This window comes from uncultured Gelidibacter sp., from assembly GCF_947500795.1.
Lineage (GTDB): Bacteria > Bacteroidota > Bacteroidia > Flavobacteriales > Flavobacteriaceae > Gelidibacter.
On sequence record NZ_CANMTE010000001.1, the window covers coordinates 557,000 to 578,867 of the forward strand.

A 21,868-nucleotide genomic window follows, 5' to 3' on the forward strand; every position below is an offset into this window, starting at 1 on the left:
TAATATGTTATAAAACCCCAATTAAAACGATGAGAAGCAGATATTTACGTTGTTGTATGTATTCGAAATTTTAAAAACAACAAATCCTGTTCCTGAACTAATTATGTATTGTGTAAGGAATAAAAATTGATAGTCTTCCTTTTAAAAAATTAATTTTCGTTCAGATCATATGGAATTTTATCTATGAAAATGAAATATACATAAACTAAATAGCTTGAAATGACATTAGTTTGGTATTTGCGCATAATTTATGGTGACCTTATTGATTTGGGTTATTATGGTTACAAAATTTTTTATAGCAGTTTAAAATTAACTATATTATATAATAGGCATATTTAAGGAAATCGTTACATTAATAAATTCACAACATGAACCATGATTCTTATGCTTGACTTGTTTAATTTTTATTATGTCCTGATTTTAAGTTGTATATCGTTAAAATCTCATTTATAATTAAATTTTTAATAAATTGGTAGTATAAACTATGGGAATGAATATTTTGATAACGTCCGCGGGACGTAGAGTTTCTCTTGTAAGATCATTTCAATCAGAGATTAAAAAAACGGGTTTAAAAGTTAAAGTGTTTGCGGCAGATGCGAGCCCAATTTTATCTGCTGCATGTCAAGTTGCAGATGCATTTTTTGAGGTGCCTCATTTGGATTCTCCAAATTATATTGATGATCTCATAAACCTTTGTTTATTCCACGATATTTCCTTAGTTATTCCAACAATTGATACAGAACTTCTTCATCTTGCAAAAAGTAAAGAACGTTTTAATGTCGAGGGAATCGAGGTTGTTATTTCTTCTGTTGAATTTGTTGTTAAGTGTAGAGATAAACGATTGATTCATAATTTCTTTTTAGAACATAATGTAACCGTTGCGAAAGAATATACTAAAGAGGATTGTGAATTTCCACTTTTTATTAAACCATTTGATGGGAGTCGAAGTGTGAATACTTATATAGTACGTTCAAGAGGTGAATTAACAGAATATCATCTCAATAATACTTCATTGATGTTCCTAGAATATTTGGATCATAATGAATTCAATGAATATACATGCGATTTATATTATAGTAGAGATCATAAATTAAAATGTGTTGTTCCAAGGAAGAGAATTGAAGTTAGGGATGGTGAAGTTTATAAAGCTTTGACTGATAGATGTTATTTGAATTCCTTTATAAAGGAAAATTTCAGTTACATTGAAGGGGCTGTTGGTTGTCTTACTTCTCAGTTCTTCGTTCATAAAAGAAATGATAAAAAAATTTACGGAATTGAAATTAATCCACGATTTGGCGGTGGGTATCCCTTAACATATTTGTCTGGTGCTAATTTCTCACAGTGGATCATTGAAGAGTATTTATTAGGAAATACAATTGACGACAAATTTGATGTCTGGGAGAGTGACTTATTAATGATTCGATATGATGATGAAGTTTTAGTTCATGGATATAAAGGTTAACGAAAATACAGTAATTGTCTTCGATTTGGACGATACTTTATATAATGAGTTGGATTTTTTAAAATCAGCATATAGGTCTATTGCCTTATTCTTGGAACCTAAAGATTGGAAACAATTATATTCAAGAATGTTTTCTCTTTACCGATCTAAAATCAATGTTTTTGAGTTTCTCATTAGTCGATATGAAGTTAGTAAGGAGAGTTTGATTTCAATGTATCAGAACCATTATCCAGATATTCAATTGTTTAATGGTGTGATTGAAGTTTTAGAGGCAATAAAATCAAATAAGGGTAGGATAGGAGTTGTAACTGATGGGAGAGTTATAACCCAAAGTTCTAAACTAAAAAGTTTAGATATATTGAAATATATTGATAAAATAATTATCTCTGAAGAATTTGGTTCTGAAAAACCAAATGTGGAGAACTTTAAAGCTATTGAAGCTTGTTTATCTGGATTGGAGTATTATTATATCGCAGACAATTTAAAGAAAGATTTTATTGGACCTCACTTTTTAGGTTGGACATGTATTGCTGTAGTTGATAATGGGAAAAATATTCATCATGACTCTTATAAATACATGGATTTATTAGAATTGCCTATAAATTTTATAGTTGATTTTAGTGATTTAAAAATCATTTAATAATTAAGGAACCTATTGATTGGAACCTGTGAACTCTGGCATATTTATATTTTCAGAATTATTAATATCATTTCTTCCCAACACCTTTTGGATCGTTTTAAGCATTATTTTTAAATCAAGAAGAAATGATTGGTGCTCCACATAATAGACATCATACTCAAATTTTTTATCCCATCCTATGGCGTTTCTTCCATTAACTTGTGCCCAACCAGTAATTCCCGGCATCACTTCATGTCTCCTAATTTGCTCTTTATTATAATATGGTAAATATTTTGGCAAGAGTGGACGTGGACCAATTAAACTCATGTCCCCTTTAAGGATGTTAATTAATTGAGGTAATTCATCTAACGAAAATTTTCTACAAAGATTTCCAATTTTTGTTACACGTTGTAGCGCAGGCAACAGCTCTCCATTAGAATTGGTTTTATCATTCATGGTTTTGAATTTAATAATTGTAAAAGGTCTACAGTTTTTGCCAGTTCGGGTTTGGTAGAAAAATGGTTTCCCATGATTAGAGATGCTTAATATAATAATTAATAAAATCAATAATGGGGAAATCAAGATTAAACCTATTAAGGTTGCTGTGACATCTATAAATGGTTTGATAAATTTGGAATACATAATTATGTTTCTAATGATCGATATAAATCTAATAATTCTTTCCAAACGATCTCATTTTTATAATTTTTTAAAATTACTGTCCTGGAAGAATTCGCAAAAACTTTAGTTTTGTCAGGGTTGTTTATGAGATATTGCATTGCTTGAAGTAGGGATTCTTCGTCTTTAGGTCTAATTAAAAGACCATTTTTATTATGAGTTATTATTTCGTTGCAACCATTGATGTCTGTTGCTATACAAGCTAACTCCATAGCGCACGCTTGTAAGACCGCATTAGGAAAACCCTCTCTGTAACTTGGAAAAACTAATGCGTTTGAAATTGCAAAATAGGGCCTTACGTCTTCTTGCCACCCTAATGCAATAATGTTTTTATTTAATTTAATTTCTTTTATTGTTCTAGAGCTCAAAGGGTCTAACTCTGACTCTGTTGAACCTACTAATAATAGTTTTATTTTTTTGTAATTTATAAAAATTCTTTTGAAGGCGCTAATTAACTCGTTGATGCCTTTATCTGCAACAAGTCTTCCAACGAAGATAAACACGAAATCATCATCAGAAATATTTAAAGTTTGTTTTAATTCATTTTGCAGGCTAGCACTTATATTGATTTTGTTGAAATAATTTGTGTTAATTCCATTTGAACTTCCTTTTCCAATTATTTTTAATTTTTTATCAGAAGTGAATTTATGCTCCTTAATAATAAATTGTAAACCATATGAATTTGGTAAGATAAGGGTTGCGTTTGCGTATGTGATTTTTTCAACTAGGTTTAATAATTGACGCTTTAGACCGGTTGCTTCAAGTAGGGGCAGACCGGCAACAGTATGGAGCCGATTTGGAACTCCTGCCAAACGGGCAGCTAACATGCCTAAGGTGCCGGCCTTTGGAGTATGAGTATGAATAATAAATGGTTTTTCTTTTTTAAAAATTAGATAAAGTTGATAAAGGTTTTTAAGGTCCCTGAAAGGGGTGATGGTTCTAGACATGTCTACAGCAATTGTTCTGATCCCTTCATCTTTGCCAACAATATCTAGCATATCGGCTTTATTAGCAATTCCAATTATTTCATAATGGTTGTTCATGAAGCGTAACTGTCCTTTCAATAGTGTGCCTAAAGATTGTGCTACTGTTGATATGCGTATGATTTTTTTCATTATTGATAAATCATAACGTAGGTGTTTAAATACCATTTTTGGAATGCATAGAAAGCCCATAATTGCATACTTCTGTCTTCCTTTCTGGAAATATGATTATTTACCAAATTAGAAATGTAATTATAATTAAATAAACCTTGAGTTTCTATAAATTTAGGTTCTATATACGACTCCAATTCAGGTCTTAAGCTTCCTCTAAGCCAATCACCAACAGGAATTCCGAACCCCTGCTTTGTTTTATCCAAAAAACCAGGCGGGAACTTATTCGAAAAAGCTTCCTTAAGAATATGTTTTTTATTCCAGCCTTTTAATAAGAAGTTTTCAGGTAACGAATTAGTAAAATGCCATAAGTTCTTGTTGAGAAAAGGGGCTCTACATTCGAGAGAATTAAGCATACTGGTTCGATCTACTTTTACTAGCATATCTCCTTCTAAGCTAATTTCCTTATCCACCATTCTGAAGTCGGTTAAGCTTTTCGGATGGAACTGATTCAGCAGTTCTTTATATTCCGCAAATACATCGTTTATTATTTTATTGGATTTTAATAATTGATTTTTTTCTAAATCGCTAAATGCTAATGAGATAATGTTCCAATATTGATTTCCATTGTAATTAAATGCTTTTAATAGTCTATTTATTTTAAATCTGTTCCCTCGGTTGTCATCCTTAGTATTGAGCACAGTAGATGATAATTTAAGGATCTGATTATGTGCAAATTCAGGCACAATAGAGGTGTAGTTATTATTTAACTTACCCATATAATACTTGTTGTATCCACCAAATACTTCGTCGCCACCATCTCCGGTTAGTGCCACTTTTACATGATTTCGAGCATGTTTGGAGACCAAATATGTAGGAAGGGCAGAAGAGTCTGCAAAAGGTTCATCGAAGTTTAATAAAATCTCATCGATACTATTTTTAAAGTCCGCTTCTCCTACTATAAATTCGCGATGATCACTGTTGACAAGTTTGGCTACTATTTTAGATTTATCAGTCTCATCAAATGCCTTTTTTTCAAAACCAATTGAGAATGTTTTTATCTTCTTATCTGAAAGTTCTGCCAAACAATGTGTGACTACTGAAGAATCTACACCCCCAGATAAAAATGTACCAATGGATACATCAGCAACAGATCTACTGTCAACACTTTCCATTACTTTGTTGTACACTTCTTTTTTCGCAGATTCAAAAGAGATGTCTAACTTTTTAACAGCTTTTATTTTTTCAATTTCAAGGATAGAAAATGTACCTGTAATTAAATCATAATCAATATAGTGATTGCTTGGTAATTTAAAAATGTTCTTATATATAGAATGGGGTGCAGGAATATAAGTTAATCGAAAGTAAAGGTTTAGGCCCTCTGTTGAAATTTCAGGTTTATTAGGAAGGATATTTATTATAGATTTTAACTCAGAACCGAAAATAAAATCAGATTTATTCTTTGTGTAGTATAATGGTTTTTCACCAAAAAAATCCCTAGCAATAAGAATTTTATCTTTTGTCTTATCATAGATACACATAGCGAACATTCCGTCTAATTCTTTAAATGCTAAAACGCCTTTTTGCTCATAAAGTTTAAGGACAACCTCTGTGTCACTAGTTGTTTTAAAAGTTACACCACCATTTTCTAATTCTTTTTTTAAAGCTTTATAATTGTATATCTCTCCGTTGAAAACGATTATAATTTTATTGTCTTCAGAATACATGGGTTGTTTTCCTGTACTTAAATCAATAATTGATAGACGACGCATGGCCAATGCAACGGTGCCGGAATCACAAGAATCGACGTGAAATCCGTCATCATCTGGTCCACGGTGAAGTATAAGCTGATTCATTTTGGTTAATTTACTCATTAGTAAATCAACATCATTACTGTTCTTGCTTACTATTCCGTTTATTCCACACATTGATGAGCTGACTTTTTAAGTTATGTTTTTGTTTTAGTTCGTGTTACCTATAAATGTATGAATCTATTTTATATATTTAAATGTTTTTCAATGTATTATGCAGTTTGAGTTAAATATTAGTAATTACTTTAAAATTTCAAGGAAAAATAATGAAGATTTAAGCTAAAACTCAGTTAGAATGTGCATGAAGTTACACCTGTAAAGTCTTATAAAGACTTGAGTTTTAGATGAAATATTACTCAATCTTTTCAATTGTAATTTCAGGTTCTATAGGGTTGTTTTTAATCCTTTTTGCATAAAATAACACCCCTAATGAAATCCAGAATAATGGAATTCTTAAGGTCATATGTACATTAGCAAATATGCTAAGTATCAAAAATAGGATAATGATATCCCGATAGGAATTAAACAATAACGTTGCAATTGACCTCATATAAAAATAAAACCCAATAATACCATAACTAAAAATCAAATTAAGAAAAGTGGAATGTAGTTCCAAATTGGCATTAAATCGAGAGTCAAAACCTTCTCCAGCACCAAAAACAAGATATTGAGGGAATCTAATGATCCGATCAAACCCTCGTTCACCTAACCCACCATCACTATCTCCTCCACTTGAAATTCTTTCATAAATATAATTAATTTGGGTTAAATTATCTAAACTGAAACTTCCGGTTGATATCACCAATAATAACATAATCGTAACCACAGAAGAAATGAGAATAAAGTTCTTTTTAGATTGGAATAGGAAAAATAGCCAAAATATTAAACTACATACAGTTGCAGATCTTGATGCCGATAAGAAAATAAATAAAGTAGCCAAAAAAGAAATCGCCAAGGTTAAATTATATTTTTCTTTTGTTATACTATAAATGCCATTAATAATAATTAAAATGCAAAGTCCCCATAAGGCTAATTGATTCGGATTATTAAAAAGGAGTTGAAGCCGTACGCCTTGATCAGGGATAGTTTGCCATACAATTAATTGGGTTAGCATGCTTATGAAAATTGCTATTCTTGTGAACTTAATAAAACCTTTTTGTTGAATTTTTTGGAGAACAGCCATCATAAATAAAAAACTGTATAGATAAAAAATACTGCTTTTAAAAATATAAAAGTTTCCCAGGATCAACATGAAGGTTGTATTCACTAAAAAACTGTAAATGACAAAATATAACAAATATTTGGTAAAAATGTTGGACGTTAGATTTTCTAAAATTGACTTGCCATTGAGTATGATGAATAAAGAACCTAGAATATCAGCAATTTGAGGATTTCCTTCTGAAAAAAAATAGAAAGGAAATAAGATTAAATAAAGAGACCAAATATAAAAGCTAAATTTCATTAGGTTCGATTAATTCTTTTACTACCCGATTATTGTATATAAAGGATAAGACAGCCTTGATACTTAGTGCTGTGACAATGGATATAGCGCCGCCTATATAAAAATATTTAGGAATTAAGATTAAAGCTGACAAAAGGCCCGAAATTGAACCTATTGCAACAATAATCATATATAATCTATCTTTCTTATGTATTAACAGACCGTTTACACCAAATATAGAAATAATTGAAGATAAAAGAGGTGTGGGACTCAACAATTTAACAACCAAAACTATCTCAGAATAATCCTCTTGAATCCACAGGCTAATTAAATATTCAGAGCAGAAAAACATAATCAAGGATAATAGAAAACCCATAGAGAGGAAAATGTACTTTACCTTGTTAAATATGCCTTTATTTCTATTTAAAATTGGAAAGAAAATATTGGTCAATATCGTATTAAGTACACTAAACGCTCCAGATACTTTAGAGCCAATTTGCATATAACTTACATATTGTGGGACTCCAAAAAAACCAATTAAAAAGATTGAAGTGTTAGTATAGATTGTTGGAGTTATTAGTGTTAAAAATGCGCTTATGCCATCCTTAAGCATATATTTTACATCTGTGATTTTTGCTATATAAAAACTTAATTTAAAACTTTTAAAAATAATGATTTGGGCAGCAATACCTGAAATGATATACCCAATAGATTGGAATAATGAAATAAAAATGTAATCTGATTCCTTTTGAATAAAAATAAATGTCAATACAGCAAAAGTTGATTTAGATAAAAGATTAATCATCGTAATATACCTCATTTTTTCAACTCCTAAAAAGAACCATATCGGGGTCATAAGTTCTCCAATAATTAAAATTACAAAGAATAAGTAGATAATATAATCTCGGTTGAATATATCAATAAAAACTACTAACCCTGCTAAAAGTAACAATACCGCTATAGTAAGGTAAATCTGGGTTGTAAACACCTTGTTGTAAATCTGGTTTAATTCATTTTTGTCATCTCTATTAGTTGCAATCAGTCTGACAGCAGATAGTGTGAATCCATATTGAATAATATTCATTAAATAGAAAACTAATGCAAAAGCAAATGCATAAATGCCATAATTTTTTGTGCCAACAACTGAAATTAAGTATGGGATAATTATTAATGGAATAACAGCGTCAATAGCTTTAATAAGAGAAAATGAAATAAAATTCTCAATAAATCTAAAATATTTTTTTAAGCTAAAATTCACGGGTATAGTTCGGCTGATTGGGATTTGTTCTATCAAATATATAAGGATATAAAATACTATTTATTTTGAGATGATCTAAATCGATGAAATGCACGTATATACGATGAAAGTAAATTTTAAGTGGTCTTTTCAATGTGAATCCAATCGATTTTGTAAGAATTATTTTTCATATCATAACATGTTATCGAAAAATAATGGCTTTTAACGTCGTTTTAAGGTGTTTACATTAATTTCGCCACATAATGCCTCAAATTAATAGCAAATGATTACAATCCTACGAACCAAACTTGCTTTGGTAATTATGCTTGTGTGCCTTTTGAATACGTTAAATTCTCAGTCACAAGATTATCAGTTAGATACCTCTAGTGAATTACACTGGCCTATTCCCAGTATGCCAAAACCAGAATATTTAAAAACTGTTGTTGACCCCGTCTTTGATACTAAAATAACAAGAATTAGTGGAGATGTTGGAACAAGCATCCCTAACACTAATGAAGTCTGGCGGAATATAGCGCGACATGGATATTCTGTTAGACAGCCTTGGAATGCCGATGAAAGTCTTATTTATTTAGAACAAAATAAAACTTCCGGAGGTGGTTGGGGCTCAAGTTTGTTTTTAGATGGGCAAACATACCAGGTTATTGGAAAAGCAAATGTGCCAAGTTCAAATGAAAAGAGATGGCATCCAACAAATCCTAACCTGATGTACCTTCTTACGAATAGTTCGATTAAAACATGGAATCATGTGAATGGTCAGCAAAATACATTAATATCTTTTTCTGGATATTCAAACACAACTTTTGGATCCTATACAGGGAACTTTTCTAAGGACGGATCGAAAGTGGGTGTACTAGGAACAAGAAACTCAGATGGGAAAACAGTTGCTTTTGCCGTCGATGTTAGCAACGGTAAAAAATATAATGATTTGGATTTGAGTGGAGTAAAAGTTGATTTTATAACAATGTCTCCATTAGGTAATTATATTGTCGTAAATGCTGATTTTGGAACCGGGTCTGATCGAACAAAAATTTATGATTTAAATGGTAATCAAGTAGGACCATTTTGGAGTGAGTATGGAAGGCCAAGTCATTTTGACGTTGCTGTTGATCAGAATGGAGAGGAGTTTGTTGTTGGGACATCGAAGTCCAAACCTGATGACGGTCGTATTATAAAAAGAAGGATGCGAGATGGTCAGGTAACTGTGTTAACTTCTGGTGGATATGGAAGTCACGCTTCTGCTAGAAGTATAAATAGGCCTGGTTGGATTATAACGAACACCTCAAAATCTACAAGTTGGTTACCTTACTTAGATGAAATCATTGCAGTTAAAATGGATGGTTCTAGGGTTGAACGAATTACTCATACAAGGGGAGTGTGGTCCGTTTATGATAATCAAGCACAAGCTTGTCCATCACCTAGTGGAAGTCGTATTATGTATGCGTCAGATTGGGGTAGTGGTGGAGTACCTATCCAAACCTATGTTGTTGATTTTCGACATAAAACTAATGGAGCAGCAAAAGTGGAGGCTAATGCAGGACAAGATTTAGATCTTTGTAAAGGAGCAAGCGTCACACTCACCGCTACTGGAGGTTCAACCTACCTTTGGAGTACCGGGGCTAAAACGGCAAGTATCAAGGTGTCGCCAAGCGAGACCACTACCTACACTGTTACAGCATATGATGCTTCAGGAAACAATTCTGATACCGATGATGTAATTGTAACTGTAAATCCATTGCCCACAGTTAATGCGGGACAGGATGTAACTATAAATACGGGAGAAACGATTACTTTAACCGCATCAGGCGCAGATTCTTATGTATGGAGTACGGGCGAAACTACGCCAACCATAAAAGTGAGCCCGCAAACCACCACCGAATACACAGTTGTAGGAACGAAAAATAATTGCGAAGCCTCCGATACCGTCACCGTTTTTTCGGTAGACGCCAGCGTTAAGGCCAACGCTGGCCAAGACACTGAGATTTGCCAAGGTACAACCACTACCTTAACCGCCACAGGAGGTTCGACCTACCTTTGGAGTACAGGTGCGACTACGGCAAGTATCAAAGTGTCCCCAAGCGAAACCACTACCTACACTGTTACAGCATATGATGCTTCAGGAAACAACTCTGATACAGACGATGTTATCGTAACAATAAACCCACTACCTACAGTCGATGCAGGACAGGATGTGTCTGTAAATTCAGGCGAGAGTGTCACATTGACCGCTACCGGAGCAGAAACTTATAAATGGAGTAACGGAGCTACAGGTGCGAGTATTACCGTGAATCCTACAGCAACACAGACTTATACTGTCATTGGTACATCAAACGGTTGTGAGGCGACGGACACTGTAACCGTTACGGTTCAAAATTCAACAGAAGTTGTTGCTAATGCCGGAACCGATCAAACTATATGTGAAGGTACTAGTGCGACCTTAACCGCCACAGGAGGTTCAACCTATCTTTGGAGTACAGGTGCGACTACGGCAAGTATCAAGGTGTCGCCAAGCGAGACCACTACCTACACAGTTACAGCATATGATGCTTCAGGAAACAACTCTGATACAGATGATGTAATTATTACGGTAAGCCCACTACCAACAGTTGATGCAGGAAAGGATGTGTCTATCAATTCAGGCGAGAGTGTCACATTGACCGCTACCGGAGCAGAAACTTATAGATGGAGTAACGGAGCAACCGGCGCAAGTATAACAGTAAATCCAACTGCCGCGCAGACCTATACTGTCACCGGAACATCAAATGGATGTGAGGCAACGGATACCGTTACTGTTACGATTCTAAATTCTACTGAAGTTGTTGCCAATGCCGGAACCGATCAAACTATATGTGAAGGCACTAGTGCGACCTTAACCGCCACAGGAGGTTCCACCTACCTTTGGAATACAGGTGCAACTACGGCAAGCATCGAAGTATCACCAAGCGAAACCGCGACCTTCACTGTTACAGCGTATGATGCTACAGGAAACAAATTTGATACTGATGATGTAATGGTTACGGTAAACCCATTACCAACGGTTCATGCAGGAAAAGATGTGTCTGTCAATTCAGGCGAGAGCGTCACATTGACCGCTACCGGAGCAGAAACTTATACATGGAGTAACGGCGCAACCGGCGCAAGTATTACCGTGAATCCTACGGCAACACAGACTTATACCGTAATTGGAACATCAAATGGTTGTGAAGCGACGGATACTGTAACCGTTACGGTTCAAAATTCAACAGAAGTTGTTGCTAATGCCGGAACCGATCAAACTATATGTGAAGGTACTAGTGCGACCTTAACCGCCACAGGAGGTTCCACCTACCTTTGGAATACAGGTGCAACCACAGCAAGCATTGAAGTATCACCAAGCGACACCGCGACCTTCACTGTTACAGCGTATGATGCTACAGGAAACAAATCTGATACTGATGATGTAATTGTTACGGTAAACCCATTACCAACGGTTGATGCAGGAAAAGATGTGTCTGTCAATTCAGGCGAGAGCGTCACTTTGACGGCTACTGGGGCAGACACTTATACATGGAGTAACGGCGCAACCGGCGCAAGTATTACCGTGAATCCAACGGCAACGCAGACTTATACTGTCACCGGAACATCAAATGGATGTGAGGCAACGGATACAGTTACTGTTACGATTCTAAATTCTACTGAAGTTGTTGCTAATGCCGGAACCGATCAAACTATATGTGTCGGTAGTAGTGCGACCTTAACCGCCACAGGGGGTTCAACCTATCTTTGGAGTACAGGTGCAACTACGGCAAGCATCGAAGTATCACCAACTGAAACCACTACCTACACTGTTACAGCGTATAATGCATCAGGGAAGAATTCTGATACTGACGATGTAATTGTAACAGTAAACACACTTCCAACGGTTGATGCAGGAAATGATGTATCTATCAATTCAGGCGAGAGTGTCACCTTGACCGCTACTGGAGCAGAAAGTTATAAATGGAGTAACGGCGCTACCGGCGCGAGTATTACAGTAAATCCTACTGTAACGCAGACTTATACTGTCACTGGAACATCAAATGGTTGTGAAGCGACGGATACCGTCACTGTAAATGTAGGAAGTACTGATAAAGTAGCAGTAAGGGCTAATGCTGGTCCAGATCAGAATATCTGTAATGGTTCAAGTACAATCTTGACAGCCACAGGCGGAGATACTTATCTATGGAATACTGGAGACACCACGCCAAGTATAAGTGTGAATCCTACGGTAACTACCAAGTATACGGTTACCGCCTATAAAGGAGAGGCAGCTGATACTGATGAGGTAATTGTTTATGTAGATGCTAAACCTATTGTGACCATAACCAATGGATCAGAGGCTAGCATACTAAAAGGAGAATTTATCACTTTATCTGCTACTGGAGCTAAGACTTATAAATGGAGTAATGGTGCAACAGAACCAAATATCGCTGTTAGTCCTAAATCGACAACATCTTTCGAGGTTACTGGATTTGTAAACAATTGCGTTGCTCAAAAATCGATTACGGTTAATGTATTTGAAACGATTGTTGCTAATGCGGGTACAGACGTTACAATTTGTAAAGGAGAAAGCACAACGTTAACTGCTGAAGGTCCTCAAAACAGTAAATTCTTGTGGAGTACAGGTGAGACTACTAAGAGTATTACGGTAGATCCGAAAAAGGACACAGAATATTCTGTGAAGGTGTATCATGACTTAGATTCAGATACTGATAATGTCCTAGTTAAGGTTGTCAACTGTAAAAATCCTAATATAGCTATTCAGCCTACTTCTGATGAGATAAAAGAGCCGAAAGAACTGGATTTCACAATTTATCCAAATCCTACGCATGGAGATGTTAATATTAAGATTTCAGGGCTTACCAATCTGTCAAGTATTCACTTGTACGATTTGTCAGGAAAATTATTATATACAGAAACAATTAATGAAGGTAACGACCAGAATTACGCAAAAACATTAAACCTTTCCGATTATCCATCTGGAGTTTATTTGTTGCAATTGGTTGATGATTACCGCGTGCTTACCAAAAAGATTATATTGAGGTAAGTCCTTAATAGAATCTAATTAATCAAATAAGCCACTGTTGAAAAACGGTGGCTTAATTGTTTTTATAAGGAACGATAGATTCAATTGTTGCCAGCGAGTCACAGTTTTTAATTTGCAGCCTAAAATCCTGCTTTTTAAAACTGTTTTCGATGACGTAAGTTTTGCAAGGTTCAGATTTAGTATCACTTTCAGAAAAATTAACAGAACCATGTTTGATCATTTCAGAAACAATTGTGGTATCCATTTCAAAAGATTGCATGGCGTACATTGCTTCTTCTGAATAAGATTTCTTTTTTAGAGAGATCGTTTTGGTAGTTCTAGCATTTGGACCGTAAGCGCAAGAAGTTTTTTTTCCACTTAAAAAAAATGCTAGAATAATTAAACCTATAGAAAAGCCACCTAAATAATAGCCCAAGCGATGAATGAATTTCATTTTAAAAAATTAAGAGATTGACGTCACTGTATTTTAAATCGAACCAATCGGCAACCGATTTATTAGTTAAAATACCGTGGTAAAAGTACAATCCATTTTTTAAACCTCTATCAAAACGCAGCGCATTTTCGATTCCGCCGTCTTCAGCAATTTTTAAAAGATAAGGCGTAAACATGTTACTGATTGTTACTGAGGCTGATCGGGAATAGCGCGCAGGAATATTAGGCACGCAATAATGAACAACGCCATTATGCTCAAATGTAGGTTTGTCATGTGTGGTAACCTCACTCGTCTCAAAACAACCGCCCATATCAATGCTCACATCGATAATTACAGCGCCTGCTTTCATATAGTCTACCATCGCTTCAGTAACCACAACAGGAGCTCTATTCGACCCTCTTACGGCGCCAATGGCAACATCACATCGTTTTAAAGCCTTTACTAAATTTTTTGGTTGTAATGTTGAGGTGTAAAGTGTTCGTCCTAGATTGGCTTGAACTCTTCTTAACTTGGTGATGGAATTATCAAAAATTTTCACGTTTGCACCTAGACCAATGGCGGAGCGTGCAGCAAATTCACCTACGGTACCAGCACCAATAATAACAACTTCCGTTGGTGGAACGCCGCTAATGTTGCCGAACATTAATCCGTTGCCACCATTCATGTTCGACAATAATTCCGACGCAATAAGAATGGATGCTGTTCCTGCAATCTCGCTTAAAGCTCTGACAGCAGGGTAGGAGCCGTCCTCATCTTTTATAAACTCAAATGCCAAAGCGGTAATTCGCTTGGAAGCTAAAGTTTCAAAATATTTTTTGTTCTGTGTTTTTAATTGAAGCGCTGAAATTAATAATGTCTGCGGATTGATCATCTTAATTTCATCCAGAGATGGCGGCTCTACTTTTAAAATGATAGGGCAAGAGAACACTTTTGCGGTGTCTCTCGTAATTTCGGCACCGGCTTCACTATAACTTTTATCTTTGAAATTTGCACCATCACCAGCGCCAGCTTCAATCATAACCCGATGGCCATTAGAGACAATAGCGGATACCGCATCAGGCGTTAGACAGACCCGTTTTTCTTGAAAATAAGTTTCTTTGGGGATGCCAATAAAAAGATTTCCTTTTTTTTTATAGATTTCTAGAGTCTCTTCTTGAGGTAGCAATTGTGCTCTAGTAAAAGGGGAAATGGATTTGCTCATTTGTATTTGAAATAAGAACTCAAATTACAAATATTTTTTTTAATAAATAGGTAATAAATTATTAGAAATAATCACCAAGTTTTTCAAAAATACTTTTCGGTTTGATTTTAAATTCATCCTCTAATTCCTGCATTGTTTTCCCAACATCATTTATTTTGCTGAAAACCTTAGCTCTAACTAAATAAATTGATGGAATTATTAATGCCATTATAGGAAGCATATAAATAATATTAAACTTATCAAGAGGAGTGTTGTCTTGGAGAATAGCGTCAATTATTTGATATATATACATGACTATGGGGACTAACAGCGAATGATACCACCAATGTCTGCAAGTGAAGAACCAGATAGTTAAAAAGAAAAGAGTTATAACTTTTCCCGTGAGAATCCACATTGCAGTTTGGGCATTCTCATAAATACCACTATGATAGGTAAATAATAATGTATCCCATTCTGCAGTTGGAGGAACATATTCATATAGGTAAAACAAAAAGGGAGATCCTGCCAGTAATGTTGCAAGGATACTCCCAATAAGAAATTTTTTCTTTATTGTAATTTTATCCGCTTCTTGGGATTTTAATAGATGCTCTGTCGACATTGGTTGTTTGTTGTCCATGTAAATCAATAAGATTTGTTGCTTGTGCAGTGAACAATGCACCTCCGAAAATTGCTAGTGCAATTACGTACTTTTTTGTTTTCATAATTCAAGGGATTTAATTAATTAATTGATTCAAATTTAATAGAACACCTCTAATAAAATGTTAAATAAATGTTAAAATTAATTGCTTAACCCTTGTAAACATTACGGTTTTCCCGTACTCTTCAAAAATGACGCGGGGTGTAGTTGGTAAATTTTTTACAAAATTTTCTGCTTTTTTGTTTGAAATATATTCGCTTTAGTTCCTTTAACCAAATTTTAAAGTTCTAGACCCATCATTATTCAATGTGATGTCAACTTTATTAGCATCCTCTGGAAGTAAATCTACTATCCTTTCTGGCCATTCAATAAAAATATAATGATTCGAAAATAGATAGTCTTCTATTCCAAAATTCAGTGCTTCTTCTTCATTTTTTATTCTATACAAATCAAAATGATAGATGAGGTCGTTGTCGATTTCGTATTCGTTAACAATGGAGAATGTAGGACTATTCACAGTCGTGGAACTTCCTAATTGTTTTGACAACGCTTTAATTAAGGTTGTCTTGCCAACACCCATATCTCCGTAAAATAAAAAAGTTTTAGAAGTGGCATGTTTTAAAACAGCATCTGCAACCGATTCAATATTTTCTAGTGGATATGTGAGTTCCATGTATATCTTAATTGCTTTATTAAGCAATATTACAGATTTTTAATGAAATCTACTAATAAAAACGTATTTCATCGGGTTTTTTGTGTATTACATGGATTTATTTCGGATTTAGTACCACAAATGGAATAATCATTTCTTCCAATGAAACACCTCCGTGTTGATACGTGTTTCTGAAGTAACTCACATAATGATTGTAATTGTTTGGATATGCTAAAAACATATCATTTTTAGCAAAAATAAAGGAGCTACTCATTGTTATCGAAGGTAAATGGATATCTTTGGGATCTTTCACAACAAATACATCTTTAGCTTCATAAGTTAAGCTTCTCCCGGTTTTGTAACGTAAATTCAAACTCGTTTCTCTATCTCCAATTACTTTGGACGGGTTGTTAACGTTAATGGTGCCATGATCAGTGGTTAGAATTAATTTAAACCCCATTTGCTGTGCTTTCTGAATCATTTCTAAGAGTGGCGAGTTCTTAAACCAGCTTAAGGTTAAAGAGCGATAAGCCTTGTCATTAGAAGCCAACTCTTTAACTACTTCCATTTCCGTTTTAGAGTGGGAGAGCATGTCCACAAAATTATAGACCACAACCGACAAATCGTTGTTTTTTAAGGATTTAAAATTGTCAACTAATTTTTTTCCAGATTGAAGGTTAGTGATTTTATGATATTCGGTTTTGAGATTCTGAAGTCCCAATCGTTTCAATTGTGCTTCCATAAATTCGGCTTCAAACAGGTTTTTTCCGCCATCATCGACATCATTTTTCCAATATTCTGGATGACGTTTTTCCATTTCTATCGGCATTAAGCCTGAGAAAATTGCGTTACGTGCATACTGTGTGGCCGTAGGGAGGATGCTGTAGAAGGAACTTTCTGAAGTCTTTTTGTAATAATTGCTTACAATGGGTTCAAAAGCTTTCCATTGGTCATAACGTAAATTGTCAATCACAATTAATAATGTAGGTTGATTATCCGTAAGCTCGGGTACAATCTTGTTTTTAAATAAATTATGCGACATTGTTGGCGCATCGGCATTTTTATCAAACCAACTGGTATAGTTTTTCTCGATAAATTTCCCAAACTGTGCATTGGCTTCGGTTTTTTGGGATTCTAAAATTTCTGTCATCCCTGCATCCTCAATATCTTCCAATTGCAGTTCCCAATAAATTAATTTCTGATATAAATCTGCCCATTCCTCATAACTGTTCACCATAGACATGTCCATTGCTATCTTTCTGAACTCTTGTTGATAATTGGACGTCGTTTTTTCTGAGATTAGTCGTGAATGATCCAAATTCTTTTTTAAACTCAGTAATATTTGATTCGGATTAACCGGTTTTATGAGATAATCAGCTATTTTATTGCCAATAGCTTCTTCCATTATAAATTCCTCTTCACTTTTGGTGATCATCACCACGGGAAGATTGGCGCGACGTTCCTTAATTTCATTTAGTGTTTCCAAACCTGTTAAGCCTGGCATATTTTCATCTAAAAAAAGAATGTCAAAGTTGGTGTCATCAATTATTTCCAAAGCTTCAGTACCGCTTTTGCAAGTCGTCACATTGTAATTCTTTTTTTCTAAAAATAGAATGTGTGGTTTTAGTAAATCAATTTCGTCGTCAACCCAAAGAATATTTATACGGTTCATGTATATTTGTTTATAATTAAATTAAAATCTCAAGTTTGAATAAAGTAAACAAACTCAAAATATTTAACGACCCAATTTACGGATTTATTACCATACCTAATTCGTTAATCTTCGATTTGATTGCCCACAAGTACTTCCAAAGACTCCGCCGCATTTCTCAAATGGGGATGTCGTATTTAGTATATCCTGGCGCTCATCATACACGGTTTCATCATGCAATGGGAAGTATGCATTTAATGCAGAAAGCTGTGAATGTACTTCGTTTTAAGGGTGTTGATATTTCTGAAGAAGAAGAAAATGGATTGTTAATCGCTATTCTTCTACATGATATTGGCCACGGACCGTTTAGTCACGCCATGGAACATAGTATCGTAACAGGTATCTCTCATGAAGCTATTTCGCTTCGTTTTATGGAACATTTAAATGCTGAATTTAACGGAAGTTTAACGCTGGCCATTCAAATTTTCAAAGGTGAATATGAGAGAAACTTTATGTGTCAGCTTATTTCTGGTCAGCTCGACATGGATAGAGCCGATTATTTAAAACGTGATAGCTTTTATACCGGAGTCGCCGAAGGCAATATCAATGCTGAACGCTTAATCACCATGCTTAATGTTGTGGATGATGAATTAGTAGTGGAAGAAAAGGGAATTTATAGTGTTGAGAAATTCCTTGTAGCCAGAAGGCTCATGTATTGGCAAGTTTATTTGCATAAAACCAGTGTTGTTGCTGAACAATTATTGATGCGTGTTTTAAAACGTGCCAAAGAACTTACAGATAAAGGTGTCCATTTAAAAGCGAGTAGGGCATTGACTTATTTCTTGATGAATGAAACCAACAGCACTAATTTTAATGATGAAACATTGGATGTTTTTGCTCATTTAGACGACTATGATATTGTATCAGCAATGAAAGAATGGCAATATCATGATGATTTTGTTCTGAAGAATCTGTGCGATATGATTATCAATAGAGATCTTTTAAAAGTAAAGTTAAAAGACAAAAAACGAAAGATTGAGAAAGTAAGAGAACATAAAGATGTGCTGATGCAGCGCTATAATATTACGTCTCAAGAAGCCGATTATTTCGTGTTTACGGGTCAAATCACAAATCAAGCTTATCAACTTAAAAGTCAGAATATAAATATTTTGCACAAGTCTGGGAAGATTCAGGATATTGTAAAAGCATCTGATCAATTAAATCTAAAAGCGCTCTCTAAACCAGTCACTAAATACTATATCTGCTATCCGAAGCCTGAGTCTATTTCGTAAAACGCTTAATTTTAAAGGAACTTATTAGCGAAATGGTATCTTTGGGCCGTTAATAACTCCGTTATAAACAACTCTACAACAAACGAGAATATATGGTACATTTTTTCTATTTTTGCGACTGATGAAATTTACAGCATTACAAATAGCAGAAATTTTAGATGGCGATATCGTGGGCAATCCTGATGTTGAGGTCTCTAAACTTTCCAAGATAGAAGAGGGGACTGAAGGGTCGTTGACTTTTTTGGCTAACCCCAAGTATAAACCGTATATCTATTCTACAAAAGCATCTATTACTATCGTTAGTAAAACTTTTGAAGCGGAGAACGCCATAAGTACAACACTTATAAAAGTTGAAGATGCCTACAAATCCTTTTCAAAATTATTGGAGTATTACAATCAAGTAAAACTCAATAAATTCGGAATTGAGCAACCGTCTTTTATTGCAGACAGCGCTACCTATGGAGAAGATGTATATATTGGAGCCTTTAGTTATATAGGTGAAAATGTAAAAATCGGTCAAAACGTAAAGATTTATCCTAATGTTTACATTGGAGAAAATGTTACCATTGGCGATAATACAGTAGTGTTTGCTGGTGCTAAGGTGTATTATGACTGTGTTATTGGTAACAATTGTGTTATTAATTCGGGCGTTATCCTTGGTGCTGACGGATTTGGATTTGCGCCGAATGAAAATGGAGAATACTCTAAAGTTCCCCAAACAGGAAACGTTATTTTAGAAGACTTTGTAGATGTAGGAGCGGCAACTACAATAGATAGAGCTACATTGGGCTCAACTATTATTAGAAAAGGAGTAAAACTTGACAATCAAATCCAAATTGCACATAATGTGGAAATAGGTAAAAATACAGTTATTGCAGCGCAAACTGGCGTTGCTGGTTCTACCAAAATTGGAGAACATTGTATTATTGGAGGTCAAGTTGGCATTGCCGGACATATTGTAATTGGTAATAATGTAAAAATACAAGCACAGTCAGGAGTGGGAAGAAATATTAAAGATGATGAAGCTATTCAAGGTTCACCAGCTTTTTCTTATTCTGATTTTAATAAATCTTACGTGTATTTTAAGAACCTACCAAAAATCATGAAAGAAATTAATGTTATTGATAAAAAAGTAAATGGGAATAGTTAAGACTAATATCAAGCAGAAAACCATTAAAGAGAGCGTATCTCTTACGGGTGTTGGGTTGCATACAGGTAAAGATGTAACAATGACATTTTCACCTGCACCAGTTAATTCTGGATTTTCATTCAAACGTTTAGATCTCGAAGGCACGCCAATTATTGAAGCAGATGCTAGTTTTGTAACAAATACACAACGTGGTACTTGTTTAGAGAAAAATGGTGTTGTTATTCAAACCTCAGAGCATGTTTTGGCAGCGCTTGTAGGGATGGATCTCGACAATGTTTTAATAGAAATGAATGCTTCTGAACCACCTATTATGGATGGTTCTTCTAAGTTTTTTGTTGAGGCTCTTGAAAAAGCTGGAGTTGCTGAACAAGATGAGTTTAGAGAGGAATACGTCATTACGGAAGTGGTTTCTTATATTGATGAAAACTCAGGAAGTGAGATCATCATTATGCCTGCTAAAGAATACCAAGTCACTACAATGGTCGATTTTGGTACTAAGGTCCTAGGCACTCAAAATGCAACTTTAAATACGATTTCAGATTTTAAAGAAGATATATCAGATTCAAGAACGTTTAGTTTCCTTCACGAAATTGAAATGCTTCTTGAGCACGGATTAATAAAAGGAGGCGACTTAAACAACGCTATTGTTTATGTTGACAAGGAATTGTCTGCTGAAACAATGGAAAAGTTGAAGGTAGCTTTCAAAAAAGATAATATTGCAGTAAAACCAAATGGCATTTTAGATAATTTGACGCTGCATCACCCAAATGAGGCGGCGCGTCATAAATTATTGGATGTTATTGGCGATTTGGCACTTGTCGGTGTGCGATTAAAAGGTAAGGTTATTGCAAATAAACCTGGACATTATATCAACACGCAGTTTGCGAAGAAAATGTCTAAAATGATTAAAATCGAAAGAAGGAGCAATGTTCCTGTAATCGATTTGAATCAGGAACCTTTAATGGACATCAACCAAATCATGGACATGTTGCCACACAGACAGCCGTTTTTGTTGATTGATAAGATTTTTGAATTGACAGATTCTGGCGTTATTGGTGTGAAGAATGTCACTATGAATGAACCGTTCTTCGCAGGACATTTTCCTGGTGCACCAGTTATGCCAGGCGTTCTACTTGTAGAAGCAATGGCGCAAACAGGAGGAATTTTGGTGTTAAGTACCGTTCCAGATCCTGAAAATTACTTGACGTTCTTCATGAAAATCGATAAAGTTAAGTTCAAGCAAAAAGTAGTTCCTGGAGATACATTAATCTTCAAATGCGATTTAATTACCCCAATACGTAGAGGTATTTGTCATATGCAAGGTTATGCCTATGCAAATGGAAAACTTTGTGCGGAGGCCGAGTTGATGGCTCAAATTTCAAAAGTTAAATAATAATAAAGTAAGTTATCTGTTAATGACAATTATT

The 21,868-nt window shown here is 34.7% G+C and carries 16 protein-coding genes; 6 read left to right on the forward strand and 10 right to left on the reverse strand.

Going from position 1 to position 21,868, the window contains the following annotated elements:
* Nucleotides 1-490: 490 nt before the first annotated feature.
* Both Q0947_RS02455 and Q0947_RS02460 read left to right on the forward strand, forming a co-directional pair.
* Entirely contained in the window at nt 491-1,462 is a 972-nt protein-coding gene (locus tag Q0947_RS02455) for an ATP-grasp domain-containing protein (protein ID WP_299390921.1), read from the forward strand.
* Nucleotides 1,446-2,102: an HAD family hydrolase gene (locus Q0947_RS02460; protein WP_299390923.1), complete on the forward strand. Its 657-nt coding sequence runs from the start codon at nt 1,446-1,448 to the stop codon at nt 2,100-2,102. The genes Q0947_RS02455 and Q0947_RS02460 overlap by 17 nt, the downstream gene beginning before the upstream one ends.
* A 12-nt stretch (nt 2,103-2,114) precedes the next feature.
* Here Q0947_RS02460 and Q0947_RS02465 read toward each other — a convergent pair whose 3' ends face one another.
* From Q0947_RS02465 to Q0947_RS02485, 5 genes are all read right to left on the reverse strand, one after another.
* Complete coding sequence (locus Q0947_RS02465) at nt 2,115-2,723, reverse strand: sugar transferase (RefSeq protein WP_299390926.1); 609 nt, start codon at nt 2,721-2,723, stop codon at nt 2,115-2,117.
* 2 nt (nt 2,724-2,725) lie between these two features.
* Entirely contained in the window at nt 2,726-3,874 is a 1,149-nt protein-coding gene (locus tag Q0947_RS02470) for a glycosyltransferase family 4 protein (RefSeq protein WP_299390928.1), read from the reverse strand.
* Nucleotides 3,874-5,781 (reverse strand): asparagine synthase (glutamine-hydrolyzing), encoded by a 1,908-nt coding sequence (asnB, locus tag Q0947_RS02475; RefSeq protein WP_299390931.1) that lies wholly within the window; start codon nt 5,779-5,781, stop codon nt 3,874-3,876. The genes Q0947_RS02470 and asnB overlap by 1 nt, the downstream gene beginning before the upstream one ends.
* Nucleotides 5,782-6,016: 235 nt before the next feature.
* Nucleotides 6,017-6,850 carry a hypothetical protein gene (locus tag Q0947_RS02480; RefSeq protein WP_299390932.1) on the reverse strand — a complete coding sequence of 278 codons (834 nt, stop codon included), beginning with the start codon at nt 6,848-6,850 and terminating at the stop codon, nt 6,017-6,019.
* 265 nt (nt 6,851-7,115) lie between these two features.
* A complete protein-coding gene (locus Q0947_RS02485; protein ID WP_299390933.1) occupies nt 7,116-8,399 on the reverse strand; it encodes an oligosaccharide flippase family protein in 1,284 nt (427 codons plus the stop codon).
* 226 nt (nt 8,400-8,625) lie between these two features.
* On the opposite strand from Q0947_RS02485, the gene Q0947_RS02490 reads away from it, so the two are divergent.
* Nucleotides 8,626-13,425, forward strand: coding sequence for a T9SS type A sorting domain-containing protein (locus Q0947_RS02490; RefSeq protein ID WP_299390935.1), 4,800 nt, complete (start codon nt 8,626-8,628; stop codon nt 13,423-13,425).
* A gap of 52 nt (nt 13,426-13,477) precedes the next feature.
* Here the strand turns inward: Q0947_RS02490 and Q0947_RS02495 are convergent, their stop codons facing one another.
* The 5 genes from Q0947_RS02495 to Q0947_RS02515 form a co-directional block, all read right to left on the reverse strand.
* On the reverse strand, nt 13,478-13,858 hold the full coding sequence (locus Q0947_RS02495; protein ID WP_299390937.1) for a hypothetical protein: 381 nt from the start codon (nt 13,856-13,858) through the stop codon (nt 13,478-13,480).
* A 1-nt stretch (nt 13,859) separates the two neighbouring features.
* Complete coding sequence (locus tag Q0947_RS02500; protein ID WP_299390939.1) at nt 13,860-15,059, reverse strand: alanine dehydrogenase; 1,200 nt, start codon at nt 15,057-15,059, stop codon at nt 13,860-13,862.
* 61 nt (nt 15,060-15,120) lie between these two features.
* Nucleotides 15,121-15,675, reverse strand: a complete 555-nt coding sequence (locus Q0947_RS02505) for a hypothetical protein (RefSeq protein ID WP_299390941.1) — start codon at nt 15,673-15,675, stop codon at nt 15,121-15,123.
* Nucleotides 15,676-15,964: 289 nt separating this feature from the next.
* Nucleotides 15,965-16,369 carry a tRNA (adenosine(37)-N6)-threonylcarbamoyltransferase complex ATPase subunit type 1 TsaE gene (tsaE, locus tag Q0947_RS02510; protein WP_299390944.1) on the reverse strand — a complete coding sequence of 135 codons (405 nt, stop codon included), beginning with the start codon at nt 16,367-16,369 and terminating at the stop codon, nt 15,965-15,967.
* Nucleotides 16,370-16,466: 97 nt separating this feature from the next.
* Entirely contained in the window at nt 16,467-18,020 is a 1,554-nt protein-coding gene (locus tag Q0947_RS02515) for a bifunctional response regulator/alkaline phosphatase family protein (RefSeq protein ID WP_299390947.1), read from the reverse strand.
* Nucleotides 18,021-18,055: 35 nt separating this feature from the next.
* Between Q0947_RS02515 and Q0947_RS02520 the strand changes: the two genes are divergently transcribed.
* The 3 genes from Q0947_RS02520 (at nt 18,056) to Q0947_RS02530 (ending at nt 21,834) form a co-directional block, all read left to right on the forward strand.
* Nucleotides 18,056-19,291 carry an HD domain-containing protein gene (locus tag Q0947_RS02520; RefSeq protein ID WP_299390949.1) on the forward strand — a complete coding sequence of 412 codons (1,236 nt, stop codon included), beginning with the start codon at nt 18,056-18,058 and terminating at the stop codon, nt 19,289-19,291.
* Nucleotides 19,292-19,412: 121 nt separating this feature from the next.
* A complete protein-coding gene (lpxD, locus tag Q0947_RS02525) occupies nt 19,413-20,441 on the forward strand; it encodes a UDP-3-O-(3-hydroxymyristoyl)glucosamine N-acyltransferase (protein WP_299390952.1) in 1,029 nt (342 codons plus the stop codon).
* A complete protein-coding gene (locus Q0947_RS02530; protein ID WP_299390954.1) occupies nt 20,428-21,834 on the forward strand; it encodes a bifunctional UDP-3-O-[3-hydroxymyristoyl] N-acetylglucosamine deacetylase/3-hydroxyacyl-ACP dehydratase in 1,407 nt (468 codons plus the stop codon). The genes lpxD and Q0947_RS02530 overlap by 14 nt, the downstream gene beginning before the upstream one ends.
* Nucleotides 21,835-21,868 lie beyond the last annotated feature (34 nt).

Excerpts from the sequence above, each read along its gene's own strand:
- Q0947_RS02505 (WP_299390941.1), bottom strand. The coding sequence starts at position 15,675 with ATGGACAACAAACAACCAATGTCGACAGAGCATCTATTAAAATCCCAA.
- lpxD (WP_299390952.1), top strand. The coding sequence starts at position 19,413 with ATGAAATTTACAGCATTACAAATAGCAGAAATTTTAGATGGCGATATC.
- Q0947_RS02465 (WP_299390926.1), bottom strand. The coding sequence starts at position 2,723 with ATGTATTCCAAATTTATCAAACCATTTATAGATGTCACAGCAACCTTA.
- Q0947_RS02515 (WP_299390947.1), bottom strand. The coding sequence starts at position 18,020 with ATGAACCGTATAAATATTCTTTGGGTTGACGACGAAATTGATTTACTA.
- tsaE (WP_299390944.1), bottom strand. The coding sequence starts at position 16,369 with ATGGAACTCACATATCCACTAGAAAATATTGAATCGGTTGCAGATGCT.
- Q0947_RS02495 (WP_299390937.1), bottom strand. The coding sequence starts at position 13,858 with ATGAAATTCATTCATCGCTTGGGCTATTATTTAGGTGGCTTTTCTATA.
- Q0947_RS02500 (WP_299390939.1), bottom strand. The coding sequence starts at position 15,059 with ATGAGCAAATCCATTTCCCCTTTTACTAGAGCACAATTGCTACCTCAA.
- Q0947_RS02480 (WP_299390932.1), bottom strand. The coding sequence starts at position 6,850 with ATGATGGCTGTTCTCCAAAAAATTCAACAAAAAGGTTTTATTAAGTTC.
- Q0947_RS02455 (WP_299390921.1), top strand. The coding sequence starts at position 491 with ATGAATATTTTGATAACGTCCGCGGGACGTAGAGTTTCTCTTGTAAGA.
- Q0947_RS02460 (WP_299390923.1), top strand. The coding sequence starts at position 1,446 with ATGGATATAAAGGTTAACGAAAATACAGTAATTGTCTTCGATTTGGAC.
- Q0947_RS02530 (WP_299390954.1), top strand. The coding sequence starts at position 20,428 with ATGGGAATAGTTAAGACTAATATCAAGCAGAAAACCATTAAAGAGAGC.
- Q0947_RS02470 (WP_299390928.1), bottom strand. The coding sequence starts at position 3,874 with ATGAAAAAAATCATACGCATATCAACAGTAGCACAATCTTTAGGCACA.
- Q0947_RS02490 (WP_299390935.1), top strand. The coding sequence starts at position 8,626 with ATGATTACAATCCTACGAACCAAACTTGCTTTGGTAATTATGCTTGTG.
- asnB (WP_299390931.1), bottom strand. The coding sequence starts at position 5,781 with ATGTGTGGAATAAACGGAATAGTAAGCAAGAACAGTAATGATGTTGAT.